This is a genomic window from Flexithrix dorotheae DSM 6795 (assembly GCF_000379765.1).
Classification (GTDB): Bacteria; Bacteroidota; Bacteroidia; order Cytophagales; family Flammeovirgaceae; genus Flexithrix; species Flexithrix dorotheae.
Window position 1 is genome coordinate 1 of record NZ_KB903457.1, and the last position, 13442, is coordinate 13442.

Sequence of the window (13442 nt, forward strand, 5' to 3'; positions counted from 1 at the left end):
GGAGAATTTCAATTCCACTATGGTGCGATTAAGAGAATTTTTGTCTTGCTGCTTAAGCAGGTTCTTAAGTGATTTCAATTCCACTATGGTGCGATTAAGAGGGTAGCTACGACAGAAAATACACAGTTCAAATTAAATTTCAATTCCACTATGGTGCGATTAAGAGGGTTTTTTCAACCAAACAAGCAACAAGCAATTAAAAATTTCAATTCCACTATGGTGCGATTAAGAGAACAGCCATTTCAGCAACATACTTCACCTTTCTGGAATTTCAATTCCACTATGGTGCGATTAAGAGCCGTTTTTGGCTGCCTAAAAATCGGCTTTTATGGGCCATTATACAACTTTCTTTTTAAAAATTTCCAGCATTTAGTTGTCGATCCCTAATCATAAGATTTTACCCCAGTTACGACAACCTCTCTGGTGATTCAGAAATGGCTTTTTTTGCTTTTCCTTTCAAAATATCCAATTTTAAAAACCAGAATTTCCGGACATCGACAACTTTAAAGAAAATTATCCAGGCTATTACGCTCCTGACCCACAATTTCCTTATCCAGCCACCGCTTGTCTTTATTCTTAAAAATAATCAGACTGTCTTCCTCTTCGCTCATAATATCTTTTGCCCTGGATCGCATTTCTTTCCATTTTACTTCGGTAATTTCCCCTTCAAATACCGAATTTTGAATCCAGTTCAGATACTTCCGACAAAGCTTCAACATCTTCCCTACCCTTTTCTCGCCTATATCATATACCAATATTACATACATCTTTATAAAGTTAAAATTTCAATTAATCTTCACCACCACATTTTAAATGGTTGATATGCTTCAATTCCCAAAATATGCTTGGCTAATTTATAACATTCCAGTTTTACCAAATGCTTGTAGGATACACTTCTCCCCAGTGAACGATGCCTGATAGTTTCATTTAGCCTGGAGTCCCACTCTTTTAAAAAAGCTTTCTTTCCCTTCTCTTTTAAAATGACCTTATTGGTATTTTGCTCAAAATCAGTACTTTTAAGTATTTTTTTATTCAAAACTTTAAAAATGATCCGGTCAACCAGTAGGGGCTTGAAAATCTCTGCTAAATCCAATGCAAGGGAATATCTTCTGGTTCCTGGTTCATGCAAAAAACTGATCGTTGGATTTAGTTGTGTATGATAAATCTGATCCAGGCACAAGGTATAACACAGCATATTTCCAAAAGAAATCAGGGTATTAATTTCATTCTTAGGAGGTTGTTTGCTTCTTCCCCTCATCTCAAAATCCGGTACAATCTGATCAAAAGTTTCATAATAAACCTGCCGGATATTCCCTTCTATTCCCATTAATTCTGAAATATTGAAGGTGGTGGTAATCTTTTCAGTATATCCCTCAATAACTGCGATATGAGTGGTAATTTCCCGTCCTCTTTTTTCGTAATACCTGATATTTTTCACCATGTTATGCGCCCCTCCTTCCACAAATTTTTGTGCCAGTACTATTCTTTTTCGTCCATCCAGATAATGATTGGTTTGTCCAATTTGAGCCTTTCCGGCAAGCAAATAATCTTTGGCCATAAATGAACCCGTATAATGTTCATAGAAATCGAAAAAGTGAACATTTACCTGATTTTTGCCCAGAAAATTATACATGGCACTATTGGCATCCAGACTACCAAACACGAATAAATTATTTACTCCCTCGATAGGCAAATATTTAGGCTGCCCTTCATTGCCCTCTTCATCTACAGGAATAAATTTCAAAGTATTGTCCTTTCTGCTCAGGCGACCAGGATTAAAAAGATAGTAAGATTTCTTCATACAAATCTCTGTTGGGTTTAATCAGACCAGCAAAAATCAAAATAACTACAATTCCGGCAAAAAGTCTTTTTCTTTAATCTGGGTGGACATTCTTCTTTATTAAGCAGGTTTTTTGTGGCTTTGATTGCTGCTTCCAGGTCTTTGATATCATCCTCATTCAGAAATACCTGTTCTGTTTTCCTTAACTTAGGGTATTCCAGTACACCAGTAGCATCTTCAATTCCGGATTCCAATAAAAGGTACAAGTAATATTTCACCTGCCAGCGATGAGCCTCCTCCATTTTGTCAGATTTTTTCACCTCATGCACCACTTTGTTTTTAGCATCATAAAAATCAATTTTTGCTCCCGCCAGTTCCAGCTCCGTATATTTCCCCGGCCGTTGCGGATAGCTGGTCTCATGAATCAACTTCCCTTCATACACTGTATCGGAAGTATGTTCCATATTGATGCCGTTGGCAAACAACCAAAGTTTCCGGTGGCAAATGAAATAATAGGCTATATGGGTGGCGGTGAGCATTTTTTGGTCCTTTGGAGGTTATTAACTTCGGAAACAAGAAAATGATTTAGATGACCCGACTGATTGTAATGGAAGAACCAATACACTCTTCTTTCGTTTTGCAGATTTTGAAGAATAATTACTTACATTTTCAAAGGTGGCTTTATCATCAAAATCATCGTATTCTTGTAAAACCCCGAACAAACCACTTTCTGCCTTAAAGGGTTTTACATTTGCTTCTTTTGGTGTATCAGGATATTCTAAAAACTGAAAAAAACAACCTCGTTTCCCAAAGTAATTGATATTATGTAAGTACCTTTTTAAATATTCAACGGCATCTTCATTGTCTGCTTTAAAAATAATTTCAAGAGGTTTAGATAAAAAAAGGTATTCCCTAAAAGAAACAGTTCTTCCAAAACCAGTTCCACTACGTGAAGGCTTTAAAATTTTAACGAAAGAATTATTGACCACAAAAAAACTACCCTCCTCAATGTAAAAATTAATTTCAGCATCTCTAATCCATTGGAAAGCTTTGCTTTTTCTTTTTTGTAAATCTTCTAGTTCCCCCCCCATGGTAATCGCCTGATTTAAAACAGCCATTTTAATTGCATAAGGAGAGGGCAAAAACAGTGCTTTTGCCCCTGAATTTGTAGAGTTGCTGTCTTTTAATGAAAAAAGTGTTGTCGGTAAATACTTTACTGAAAAAATATCCATAGCATATTTAGTTTTCTTAGGTTTCACTAGTTGGGATTTCATAAGGGGTGTATTGTATTAGCTCTGCTAAAACCCCTGATAACTCTCCTAAACCATTAAATGGTTTAAGTGAAATTGCCCCATTTTCAATTTTGTTAATATTCTCCGTAATTTTTTTAATTTCTTCTGCAAAATTTTTATTAAGTGCACTAATGGTAGGTGCAGGAGTAGCCCTACTTGATACTGCAACGACTCCATTAAAATTTGTGATATGGGGTTTTTGAGTGCTAGTCATTGCTCCTTGGGGGTTTACAAATGCATTTAATAAGCTCTGTACCAATGCCTTATAACGATTTTCCCTTTCTATTTCTGACAAATTATACTTTCTTGAAATATCATTAAATCCTATTCGGTAAATATCAACGTTGCATACAAAAGCATAGATCCCATAATTAGCAGGGCGGTGGAAAATATTTTGCCCTTCATTACTCCCTTCTCCTCTCACTCCTGTAGAATCTGCTACAAGTTTAGTGTGTACATATGATTCAGTATTATTTTTATTTGGAATGCCTACTGTCCATCCAAATTCAACAACAGATTTGCGAGGTACATTTTTGTTTTTCCCTCCAATTTTAGTTACTAAAACACCATGCGTATCATCTACCACACATAACTCAATTAAAGCACCTACAACTTGGCTATCAGTATAATTTTCGTTATCTTGAAAATACGTTCCTAAATCTTCCCCACTAGATAACCTATTTGGGTTAAAAACCTTACAATTAGAACACAATGGCAATTCTTTTTCTTTTGCCAAGTTAATTAAATGTCCCACATGGATGTGTTTAAACATATCCCCAGAAATAGCATTAACAGTGTGGGTTTCACCATTTTCATCTACAATAGTTACCTGGCGGGTAATTACTTGGTTACCTTCTCCACCTTCATTGTTAAGGGAATGCAAATTCAAAGTAATCTCCCCACTAATCGAGAGGGAAGCAATTACATTATTATTAGTTGACATATAATTTTATTTTTTTAGTTATCAATTTCTTCAGCAGTTAATACTTCCTCTTTTTGACTTTCCTTTTTATTCAATGCAAATCCGTAGGAGGCCAATAATGCTCCAATTAAACGAGGTGAGGATTTATCTAATAGGGAAAAAAATTGCAACAATTCTTCGTCTTTAACATTTGTCCTAAAAGCTTTTCCGTTGTTCTTTTCAGCATTTCGACCTGTTTCAGCATTATATGTTCCAATAAATTCGCCTATAAATGTGGCTAAGCTTTCTTTCGATTTGGACTTGTTTTGAAGTTGTTGAGCCAATCCATACCTAATTTCAAACTTCCTGTTTTCCTTAGGGGTGTACTGTAAACTAACCGTGCTTTTCCGAATAGCCTGGGCTATTGCCTTAAAACCTTCATTCTGGATTATCTCACTCAGGTTTATTTCTTGTGTTGTCATGTTTTTATAAAAAATATTTAGGGTTTCTATATGAAATGGTTTTACATAAAATTTTTCATTATCTAAAGCCTGCATTAGATAGGAGGCATACCAAAAACTAAAATTTGAAAAATAATTTAGTGCATTTCTTCCTTTGGCTCCTAAGAAACTTCGGTATAACTGCAAACCTTTTATTGAATCACCAACTTCTTCAATTCCCGAAATTACATTCCTTTGCTCTTTTAGTAGCCTGATCCAATCTTTACTTTCTTTTTTATCAGTGTATTCAACAAAATCGGGAGTAGTCATAAAGGAAATATTAGCTACCGCCTTATTCTGCCCTAAATCCTTCTGATATACAGTGTGGAATCCCTGAATTGTATTTTTTACTTTTCCTTTATTGTACTCTGGGGTAAGTTCGATAAAATAGATAGTTATATCCAATAAGTTTAGGATATCTAATTTGATAGGGGCTGCACTTTTTAGATATTTTTTAAAAACAAATAAAAGCTCTTTCGCTTTATGATGAAGTATTTGTCTAAATTCAGGAACATATATTTTTAAATCATATCCTGAACCAACTTTTACATACTGTACGCTCATCATTGATAAAGCACCAGAAATCTTCATAGTTTCTGCTACCCAAAAGGATTTTTGGTTTCCCATTGAGGCATTGTTTGCCTTTGCCTTATTAAGCCCTTTACCTTGATTTGGGTTAAATAGCTGCTGAGATGTAGGTTTTTCATCAGCCAATTTATAGTCTCCATTAAGAATAATAGACTTACTATAATATGATAAAATTTCTTTGATTAATTCTGGAAAATATTGCTGGTTTTCATGAAAATTATCGAAAAGCTTTACGAAAGAAGAGTACGGGTTTTTAATTAGCTCTCTATAAACATCATATTCCTTATCAAGCTTTTTACCAAACTCAGATAGCTTTCTTTGAGCTAATTCCTGTTTTGCAGCTTTTTTTTGTTCACTGCTTTTTTTCTTGTCTTTATCAATATTCTCATACTCTTTTTTGTACAGGTCTTGTTCTGCCTTTTGTTCTGGGTAATTAAAACAATTTTCTATTGATATTCCTTCAGGCGGAAAAGTATCGGATTTATTGATAAGAAATTTTACTACGGGAAAATAGGTAAGTCCTTCCAGCATTTTATTTGTGATTTCTTTATCACTTGATACTATATAATATAAGCCCATATCTTCAAATGTAATTTTCCTTTCCCCAATATCAAGTCGAGTTAATACTTCATCTATTAAATTACCCAGTCCAAATACTTCTAGCATTTCGGAATAAGTACCTGATTTTTTTGGTATTAAAAATTCTTTATACATGAGTTTGGCTGTTTAAATATTTTTGAAAGTCCTCTGTTGCTTTTTGGTCACAAAGCCTTAAAACCCTTACTAAAAACAAATAAAGAATTTGTTCCTTTTCCCAATCACCGTATTGGAAACCTTCAAGTATTCCGTCATCTTCTTCTGTTTCTAAATCGAGGTCAAAGCTTAACTCTTTCATTAGTTGTTTAGCAGCATTAAAGTTTTTTGGAGATATAACAAACTCAGGAAACTTGGAATTTGAGGGTGAATGATGTCTGGCAATTGCTAATGAAATACTGCTTGTAACGCGTTCATCTTCATCTAACTCTAGCAAAAGTTCCTGAGCTAAATAAGCCCCTACCCCAGCATGAGGTGGACGTTTATTCAATTTAGCTTTTTGGGCAAATTGTTTATCCTCTTCACTTTCAGGGTCAAAGTCTGTATGTCCTAATATTTCTTTAAACTCGTTAGGTGGAACCCCTTCTTTTAAAGCCTGGTAGTACTGCATAGGGCTTTGCCAACTATCATTTAGTTTTCCATAATCGTGTAAAACAATCATTAACTTAATTAGTCGTATAAATTCAGGTTTAGTTACAGCTCCATTTCCTGAAAATTCTGCTAACTCATGGAAAACAAAATCTAATTTATCGCCATTTTCTCCCAAAAACTCTTTTTCAAAAGCCACTAACAAGGCTTTGTTATGTTGATAAAATGTATCTTTTTGAAAATCCCCAAAGCCTTTTTTACTTTCAACTTTTTCCCTAGTTGGAGATAGATTATTAAAAGACTCTTGGTATTGCCAGTTAAAACCAAATAGTTTGTCATAGCCAAAATATTTAGCATTGACATAAACTTTTGTGGGTAAATTGTTAAACCCGTCTGGTGCTATTTCTTTTAATTCATATTTTATCCCTTCATCATTTTCTAAAAAGACATCCTCTGCATCAACTAGCTTTTTGATTAGCCAATCATCCTCAAATGGAATTGGTGGTGGGTTACTTACATCTCCTTTCACAATTTTATTAAGCCACCCAACTAAGGAGTATTTGTACATACTCAAAGACTGATATTGAAACGGAAACATCTCTACTCTTTTGAGTTGGTCCTCACTAATAATCATAATTTCTACACTCTGTATATCCCGAATGGTATTTCTATAATGGTTTTTAGCCCCATTTTTATCGGTAGAAGCAGTAAACCATGCATCTTTTATTTTATCTTGGTTGAACCCTCCACTATGCCCCATTTTCATTTTACCAATTATGTCTTTTTCCCCTGCCCCTAAAATAGTTTCAATGAGCTTTTTGGGAACAGGGTTATCTAGTGTTGAATATTTTTTGAGTTCGGCTAATGTAGTTATACAAACATCTGGCTGATAAGGCAGGTATTTATTATTCAACCGTTGTATTTCTGCTTTATCTTCCTTGCTTTCAGGTTCGAAGCTTATTTTTTCCGCTTCTTGAATATCGAGTACATCATAAATAAATATTTTACCCGTTTCATTGGCAAACCTTGCACAACGCCCTGCCCTTTGCAAAAAAGAATTAATAGGGGAAATTTCAGTGTGCATTACCTTACACGAAATATCCATTCCTGCTTCAATTACTTGTGTAGCAATTAATATGGCATGTTCTTCTTTATTTGCATTCTTCCCAAAAAGCCTCTTTAGGTTTTTCTCTTTTACTTTTCTGTCTTCATCATAGAACCTAGAATGTAGACAAATTATATTCTCCGTTTCCAAACCTCGAAGGTTTTCAAAACTTTCGAGGTTTAATGCAATGAGGTCTTTGTAGATTTGTTGGGCAGTTTCCACCCGGTTACAAATTACAATGGTTTTATTTTCATGCTTCCTAGCAATTAGTTCCGCTGAAATTTTCTGGTTTAAAACAGATAATTTTTTCTTATTAGCTTTTGGTAATAAAGAAGTTATTTTACTTTGATCCTCTGGGAAATCATCTAAAGTAATAATTTCGTAATTAGGAAGGTTTTGGCGCAGTTCCTCCATAAACCCTTGGCTTAGGGTGGCTGTCATAATACAACACCTGCATAAATTGCCAAGCATTTTTAAGCTACCCAAAGTAGTTGCCATTGAAAGATTTTTATCAAGTAAATGAAATTCATCAAATACTAAATAGCTACCTACCAATGCCCCTGCATTAATATTTGCCAACCTTGGAGAAAGGGGAAGCGGAAAACAAAGGAAATTGCTTAGTGTTTGGTCAATAGTTGAGAAAATAATATCATTTTCAAAATAAATATCTTCCGAAAATTCACCTGTTTGTATGCTTGCATCTACAATATAAGTTACGTCTTCATATATAGAGTTTGCCAAAGCTCTTAGTGGTAAACTGTATATCATTTTTTTGGGGAAATGAATGTCGGAGTTTTCTCTGGCGTATAAAAAGGGGATAATAGAAGCCCATGTTTTACCCGCTCCAGTGGGAACGGACAAAATTACGTTTTTCCCCGATAAGAGTGCCTCTGCAACTTTAATTTGATAAGTGTAAGGCTGGAATGGGAATAAATTATTGTAGTATTCAAGAATATTAGATTTCATCACTTTCCATTTTTACTAAATCCCACCACCTCACAACAACCAAAGCCCTGAGAATTCCCTTTGCCAAAACCAGCCTGCAATCCGAACTCTATCAGCTCTATGGGTGCCGTTAATTCAAAATTGAAGAGGTAACCGATCACTTTGTTTTGGGCTTTCGTTTGGGCTTTTATCATCACTCCTTTCTTGCGTGGTGGCCTGCCTGTGAGCCTAATGGCATAATCCTGATATTGAATAATTTCCGAGGCCAACTCTTTTTCCTGACTTAGCATCGCAGCTGAATATTTCTCTGTCAGATTACTGAAAAAATAGGACTGATAGTCTGAAGTATCAGGAGATAAATATTCCGTACTCCCATCCACTCTTTTTTTGGAAATCACCAGCGGAGATTTAGTTGTTAATTGTACTGTGTTACTGGGTACAATAATTGGCTGGGCTTCTATCCTTTTCACACTCATCTTTGCCTGATTGAGCTGGTCACCTAAACTCAGGTACTGGTCTTTAAAAAGTCCCATGATGAACTTTTCTGCCCCTTCATCAACAAAAAAGGAGATGGTACAGGAAATTTCTCTACAATATAACTTTATCCTATCCCCTATCCGTTTCCAATGATTTTTAGGAAAATGAAAATTGGAAAAGGTAAATAGCCGGAAACTTTTGTTTTCTCCCAACTTATAGCCTTGAGAATGTAAAAAATCAGCAAAAGATTCATCTCCATGGTGGAGTATCCGATAAATCCAACTGGAAAGCTCATATTGGTAATTAATAGGCAATACTTGCCCCTTTTCCAGTTCAAATACTAACTGAAATCGCATTAATTATAGATTAAGGTAAAAGAAAGTATAATGTTACAGAATAAAATTCTGAATCAAAAATATTTTTTTGTGAATTTTTTATTTATTTCAGACCGTAAATCCTTTACGGTTTGATCGCTTTTTTTTGTACTTTTTTTCCCTTCAATATTGCAAGGAATGAAAGCAGAAACGTTTCAGAATTACCTCCAATATTAGATTTCAACCAGTTTTATGATAGGATCTTTCTCCTCTTAAAGATTTTCAAAACATTCAATAAAACTTTTGATGCCAATTAGAATAATAACTTTCGATTCCTTTTCCATTTTTAATAGCGCTTCCCGATCTTCAAACTTAAGAAGAACAGCAGTCCACAAACCCTTAGATTGGAGGTTCTCTAAATCATTGGAAAACACTTTTTTCCTTGCGCTTTCATTGGGTTCCCCCTCACTATATTTTAGCATATCAATATGCTTTTTTTCAGCTCTCTCAAAAAAGGCCTCCGTTATTTTTTTTGTTTTCACATAGGGTTTGGATTTAAAATATTCCCAAATCATAAAATAAACCCTCATCAATTCATCCAATTCTTCTGGCTTGGTATCTAACCGATATCCTAATAACACTGATAAAAAAAATGGCTGGTATTTATAAATTTCATCAGAAACTCTATTAGCATATTCAGCATCTATATTATCAACTGCTTTAATTAAGGCTGATAATTGAGGAATGTCTTTAAAATCATTTTTTGTCAATTTCATGGTTACCCACCTTTTGTTTATTTCCAGTTTTCTGGCTAAATATAATCACTTTCTCTAAACCGGGTACGATTCCTTACTTACTTCCCCCCTCCTATTTTCCTTAAAGAAAAATCTAAAATACTTCCAAGAGCAACTATTTCCCCACGATCAACCAATCAATAACAAGGCGTTTTCAGTGATCAATTTCCCGGTTATCACCAGCCAATTCGATCACTGAAAACATCATCATCAAATCTAGACATTTCGGATAAAGTTCCGTTTTTTTCCCGGAATGAGCCGCTACAGCTGTACTGCATACCTGCCCAATTCCACCCTGCAATCCTGCAAAAGACTGCCTGATTTTATCCAAACACCAGTGTGCCCACTGTCCCAGCACCTGAGTTGCACTCCCCCAAGATAAAATCACGCTTCCTGTTTGCTGAGAATCCGGGATAAAAAACGAGGGGTGATCCTACACACTAAATTTTTTGTTTCATTTAAACCCTTCTAATCATGAAAAATGATGTGTATCAAATCGTGACCGCTCAGTTAATCGAACAACTTGAAAAAGGTACTGTCCCCTGGAAACAACCCTGGAATCAGTTTGGCCCTGCTGCCAATTATCTTACCAGGAAGCCTTACAGGGGAATTAATGCCCTTATCCTCAACTCCCTTCATTTTACTTATCCATTTTTTCTCACTTTCAAACAAATCAAAAAGCTCGGTGGGAAAGTGCAAAAAGGAGCCAAATCCATTCCGGTGGTTTATTGGAATTTTGTGTTTAAAAATAAGGATACCGGAGAGCTTATTCCCGAAAACAAGCTGGCTAAATATCCCGCGGACCAAATCGATAAAAAGGCTTTTCTGAAATACTACAGGGTATTCAATATCTCCTGTGTAGAAGATGTACAATTCGATATCCCCGAACTGACTATCAAAGCTGATAACCACCTGATCTGGGAAGGTGAGCAGGTCCTGCGAAATATGCAGAATCCGCCTGCACTCAAACACGAAAAAGCTCAGGCCTTCTACAATCCCAAAGAGGATTTCATCAACATGCCAGCCATGGAATTATTTCCAGACTACACTTTATATTTAAGTATTTTATATCACGAACTCACCCACGCATCGGGCCATGCTTCCCGGCTGGATAGAAAAGCAATTTCGGGAGGTAATGTCACTTTTGCAAATACTGTTTATAGTAAAGAGGAACTTTTGGCGGAGATGGGAGCATGTTTCCTTTGTGGGCATGTTGGCATTCAAAATCAGCAGACTCTGGAAGATTCAGCAGCCTACATTCAGGGTTGGTTGGATGTGCTTAAAAGTGACCACAAGTTGCTCATTGAAGCAGCGGCTCAGGCACAAAAGGCTGTAGATTACATCCTGGCTTAAGTTTTTGGAAGGGGAAACCCTTCCTTTTTTTTATTTGAGGATTATAGCCTAATTTTGTTGTACCACTCACACAAAGGCTCCATAATCTACTACCTTTTTTTTTAAACTAAAAATTAAATGATTATGTCACAGCCGGAAAATTTTAATCAAGATGCTTTTTCATTTAGGGACGTGGAAAAACGATGGCAGAAGGACAGGAACCTGATTGCCACTGAGTATGATAATCGCCAGATTACTTATGATGAATTCATCGAAAAATTGCTGAATCTCAGGAAGGAATATATGCCTTACTTCCAGCAAAAACTGGATAGAGGTAAAAAGTAGCATCATTCAGATTTCAACCAGCAAGGCACATAATTGGCTTTTTGTTTAACCAATTATGGAGAATATCATTTTAGTGTGGAAAAAACCAGATGGTTTGTTGCTGATGAAGCAAATATCCTCTGACGTTTCTTCGTAATAACAAATAGTGGTTCACTATGAGAACATTAGCAAGCTTACTGAAAGCAGGATACTCGCCCAGAAATGGCTCCTATTTTTACCGAAAAAATGATGAGGATCCCTACATTTATTTTTGCAGATTTGATTACGGTTATAAAAGAAAACCCATCACCAAACCCTATGACAGAGTTTTTGATCCCAAAGTTTTGTACATCCACCCCTACTTTCCCGATCAGCCCATACAATTAGTAGAGATTATAAAATCCTTTCCTTATGGAAAGAGATACCATAAACACGCCTTAGTAGATGGAGTATTGAAACTGGCTGAAAATATATGGTTCACCGAAGAACAAATTTACCTTTACCCCACTTTTTTCAGACCGATTTATTGGGGGTATACTTAATATTAAATCTTGGGGAGAAAGCATCCATCATTTTTATCACACAGGTTTTTCTTTTCCCACAATAAAGTAAAAGCCCTAACCATGCAGGGCTTTACCATTCAAAAATACTTGTCATACCCATCATAAACTCCCCTCCTTCTACAAAGACCATGGTCTCTTCCAAATATTTTTTGATTGCTTCATTCATCTTACTCAATGATACAAAATATTTGCTTTTTGAGCAATGGGGCTGGTTTTCTTCCTTGGTCTTAAAAAAACTGCTAATCCTCCGGCTCAGCTAAAAAGAATTTCCCTTTTTTGGGACTGGCTCTGCCGGTTTCCCATTTGAAACCGTATTTTTCAGCCATCCTTTTCCAAAAGTTCACTAATATTCCATTGGGAATTTCTCCCTTATTGTTGCCTTCACTCAAATCACAGATTTCCTCATATTCCATGTCGCTCAATTCGTATTCTTTGTATATCAATGAAGTGTGATCTTTTTTTCCCATATTCTTTTCTTTACAGACTACAATGCAAATTTCTTTAAATAATTATTCTTCCGCAAAAGCAAACTGACATTAATTGTTTTCCATTTAGTGCTCAATCCATTGCCCAACCTTTTTTAAAGTGCCTTCTAATAACTTCCCTGCTTAACTGGACGGGGGAACTCACATTATAGTTTTGAATAAAGTTCGGTCGGTTTTTCGATACATCCCCTACAGCTGAACCTCATTATCTCCCCTTTTCTACCCGCATGGCTGCAAAAGACTGCCTGTTTGATTCCGACACAAGTGTGGCCACTTTCCCAGCTCCTGAGTTGCACTCCCCGAAGATAAAACACGCTTCCTTTGGCATTTAATCTCAAAATCAACCGGGGGGAAATCCAAAACTAAATTTTTTATTCACTTAAATTTTTGATGCTATGGATTATTCTCATCAGGTTGCCGAGGTTAAAGTTTCTTATTCTTCTAAAATTCCAGCGGCTAAAAGGCTGAAAATCGCTTGTTCAAAGGATGCCTACCATATCTTCAAACAACACTGGGATATGGATAGAATTGGCTTTGTAGAAGATTTTAAAATTCTATTGCTCAACCGGGCCAACAAGGTCCTGGGTATTTCTCATGCTTTTAGCGGAGGAATGTCAGGAGTGGTTGCCGATCCCAAAATCATTTTTGCTACTGCCCTGAAATGTGGCGCTGCAGGCCTTATCTGTTGTCATAACCACCCATCAATGAACCTAAATCCCAGCCAGCCAGATATTCAACTGACCAATAAGCTCAAAGAAGCGGGAAAGTTTTTAGACCTTCCATTACTCGATCACCTCATTTTAACGGAGGAGTCGTATTATTCATTTGCGGACGAAGGGCTACTTTAGGCCTTTTTCTTT

16 protein-coding genes and 1 CRISPR repeat array are annotated in these 13442 nt (G+C 35.9%); of the genes, 4 read left to right on the top strand and 12 right to left on the bottom strand.

All coding sequences use genetic code 11. The features are described from left to right. The first annotated feature begins 5 nt into the window (after positions 1–5). Positions 6–298: a CRISPR direct-repeat array (repeat unit 30 nt; unit sequence ATTTCAATTCCACTATGGTGCGATTAAGAG). 205 nt (positions 299–503) lie between these two features. The 10 genes from cas2 to A3EM_RS0125045 all read right to left on the bottom strand — a co-directional run bounded on the left by cas2 (position 504) and on the right by A3EM_RS0125045 (position 10266). Beyond that, complete coding sequence (cas2, locus tag A3EM_RS0125000) at positions 504–767, bottom strand: CRISPR-associated endonuclease Cas2 (protein WP_020530985.1); 264 nt, start codon at positions 765–767, stop codon at positions 504–506. A gap of 29 nt (positions 768–796) precedes the next feature. Then, entirely contained in the window at positions 797–1801 is a 1005-nt protein-coding gene (cas1b, locus tag A3EM_RS0125005; protein ID WP_020530986.1) for a type I-B CRISPR-associated endonuclease Cas1b, read from the bottom strand. A 17-nt stretch (positions 1802–1818) separates the two neighbouring features. Next, a complete protein-coding gene (gene cas4, locus A3EM_RS0125010) occupies positions 1819–2319 on the bottom strand; it encodes a CRISPR-associated protein Cas4 (RefSeq protein WP_020530987.1) in 501 nt (166 codons plus the stop codon). A gap of 21 nt (positions 2320–2340) precedes the next feature. Continuing rightward, on the bottom strand, positions 2341–3054 hold the full coding sequence (locus A3EM_RS0125015) for a hypothetical protein (RefSeq protein WP_020530988.1): 714 nt from the start codon (positions 3052–3054) through the stop codon (positions 2341–2343). After that, complete coding sequence (locus A3EM_RS0125020) at positions 3029–4015, bottom strand: DevR family CRISPR-associated autoregulator (RefSeq protein ID WP_020530989.1); 987 nt, start codon at positions 4013–4015, stop codon at positions 3029–3031. The genes A3EM_RS0125015 and A3EM_RS0125020 overlap by 26 nt, the downstream gene beginning before the upstream one ends. A 14-nt stretch (positions 4016–4029) precedes the next feature. Further along, positions 4030–5775: a hypothetical protein gene (locus tag A3EM_RS0125025; protein WP_020530990.1), complete on the bottom strand. Its 1746-nt coding sequence runs from the start codon at positions 5773–5775 to the stop codon at positions 4030–4032. After that, positions 5768–8314 carry a CRISPR-associated helicase/endonuclease Cas3 gene (locus A3EM_RS0125030; RefSeq protein ID WP_020530991.1) on the bottom strand — a complete coding sequence of 849 codons (2547 nt, stop codon included), beginning with the start codon at positions 8312–8314 and terminating at the stop codon, positions 5768–5770. Before A3EM_RS0125030 ends, A3EM_RS0125025 begins: the two co-directional genes overlap by 8 nt. Continuing rightward, positions 8314–9126 (bottom strand): CRISPR-associated endoribonuclease Cas6, encoded by an 813-nt coding sequence (gene cas6 / locus A3EM_RS0125035; protein WP_020530992.1) that lies wholly within the window; start codon positions 9124–9126, stop codon positions 8314–8316. Before cas6 ends, A3EM_RS0125030 begins: the two co-directional genes overlap by 1 nt. A 230-nt stretch (positions 9127–9356) precedes the next feature. Beyond that, positions 9357–9860, bottom strand: a complete 504-nt coding sequence (locus tag A3EM_RS0125040; RefSeq protein ID WP_020530993.1) for a hypothetical protein — start codon at positions 9858–9860, stop codon at positions 9357–9359. A gap of 172 nt (positions 9861–10032) precedes the next feature. Then, positions 10033–10266, bottom strand: coding sequence for a hypothetical protein (locus A3EM_RS0125045; RefSeq protein WP_020530994.1), 234 nt, complete (start codon positions 10264–10266; stop codon positions 10033–10035). An 86-nt stretch (positions 10267–10352) separates the two neighbouring features. Between A3EM_RS0125045 and A3EM_RS0125050 the strand changes: the two genes are divergently transcribed. From A3EM_RS0125050 to A3EM_RS0125065, 3 genes are all read left to right on the top strand, one after another. Continuing rightward, positions 10353–11231, top strand: coding sequence for an ArdC family protein (locus A3EM_RS0125050; RefSeq protein WP_020530995.1), 879 nt, complete (start codon positions 10353–10355; stop codon positions 11229–11231). A gap of 123 nt (positions 11232–11354) precedes the next feature. Further along, the gene (locus A3EM_RS0125055) at positions 11355–11555 is read left to right on the top strand and encodes a hypothetical protein (RefSeq protein WP_020530996.1); all 201 of its coding nucleotides are present in this window, start codon (positions 11355–11357) and stop codon (positions 11553–11555) included. Positions 11556–11710: 155 nt separating this feature from the next. Then, the gene (locus tag A3EM_RS0125065; protein WP_020530998.1) at positions 11711–12076 is read left to right on the top strand and encodes a hypothetical protein; all 366 of its coding nucleotides are present in this window, start codon (positions 11711–11713) and stop codon (positions 12074–12076) included. A 260-nt stretch (positions 12077–12336) separates the two neighbouring features. Here the strand turns inward: A3EM_RS0125065 and A3EM_RS0125075 are convergent, their stop codons facing one another. Further along, entirely contained in the window at positions 12337–12564 is a 228-nt protein-coding gene (locus A3EM_RS0125075) for a hypothetical protein (RefSeq protein ID WP_020531000.1), read from the bottom strand. Between the two features lie 223 nt (positions 12565–12787). Next, positions 12788–12910, bottom strand: a complete 123-nt coding sequence (locus A3EM_RS48380; protein WP_281169837.1) for a hypothetical protein — start codon at positions 12908–12910, stop codon at positions 12788–12790. 67 nt (positions 12911–12977) lie between these two features. On the opposite strand from A3EM_RS48380, the gene A3EM_RS0125080 reads away from it, so the two are divergent. Then, entirely contained in the window at positions 12978–13430 is a 453-nt protein-coding gene (locus tag A3EM_RS0125080; RefSeq protein ID WP_020531001.1) for a JAB domain-containing protein, read from the top strand. Positions 13431–13442 lie beyond the last annotated feature (12 nt).

What these genes read in the sequence shown, in the direction of transcription:
- cas2 (WP_020530985.1), bottom strand. Translation starts at nt 767, where the DNA reads ATGTATGTAATATTGGTATATGATATAGGCGAGAAAAGGGTAGGGAAG.
- cas1b (WP_020530986.1), bottom strand. Translation starts at nt 1,801, where the DNA reads ATGAAGAAATCTTACTATCTTTTTAATCCTGGTCGCCTGAGCAGAAAG.
- cas4 (WP_020530987.1), bottom strand. Translation starts at nt 2,319, where the DNA reads ATGCTCACCGCCACCCATATAGCCTATTATTTCATTTGCCACCGGAAA.
- A3EM_RS0125015 (WP_020530988.1), bottom strand. Translation starts at nt 3,054, where the DNA reads ATGAAATCCCAACTAGTGAAACCTAAGAAAACTAAATATGCTATGGAT.
- A3EM_RS0125020 (WP_020530989.1), bottom strand. Translation starts at nt 4,015, where the DNA reads ATGTCAACTAATAATAATGTAATTGCTTCCCTCTCGATTAGTGGGGAG.
- A3EM_RS0125025 (WP_020530990.1), bottom strand. Translation starts at nt 5,775, where the DNA reads ATGTATAAAGAATTTTTAATACCAAAAAAATCAGGTACTTATTCCGAA.
- A3EM_RS0125030 (WP_020530991.1), bottom strand. Translation starts at nt 8,314, where the DNA reads ATGAAATCTAATATTCTTGAATACTACAATAATTTATTCCCATTCCAG.
- cas6 (WP_020530992.1), bottom strand. Translation starts at nt 9,126, where the DNA reads ATGCGATTTCAGTTAGTATTTGAACTGGAAAAGGGGCAAGTATTGCCT.
- A3EM_RS0125040 (WP_020530993.1), bottom strand. Translation starts at nt 9,860, where the DNA reads ATGAAATTGACAAAAAATGATTTTAAAGACATTCCTCAATTATCAGCC.
- A3EM_RS0125050 (WP_020530995.1), top strand. Translation starts at nt 10,353, where the DNA reads ATGAAAAATGATGTGTATCAAATCGTGACCGCTCAGTTAATCGAACAA.
- A3EM_RS0125055 (WP_020530996.1), top strand. Translation starts at nt 11,355, where the DNA reads ATGTCACAGCCGGAAAATTTTAATCAAGATGCTTTTTCATTTAGGGAC.
- A3EM_RS0125065 (WP_020530998.1), top strand. Translation starts at nt 11,711, where the DNA reads ATGAGAACATTAGCAAGCTTACTGAAAGCAGGATACTCGCCCAGAAAT.
- A3EM_RS0125075 (WP_020531000.1), bottom strand. Translation starts at nt 12,564, where the DNA reads ATGGGAAAAAAAGATCACACTTCATTGATATACAAAGAATACGAATTG.
- A3EM_RS48380 (WP_281169837.1), bottom strand. Translation starts at nt 12,910, where the DNA reads ATGCCAAAGGAAGCGTGTTTTATCTTCGGGGAGTGCAACTCAGGAGCT.
- A3EM_RS0125080 (WP_020531001.1), top strand. Translation starts at nt 12,978, where the DNA reads ATGGATTATTCTCATCAGGTTGCCGAGGTTAAAGTTTCTTATTCTTCT.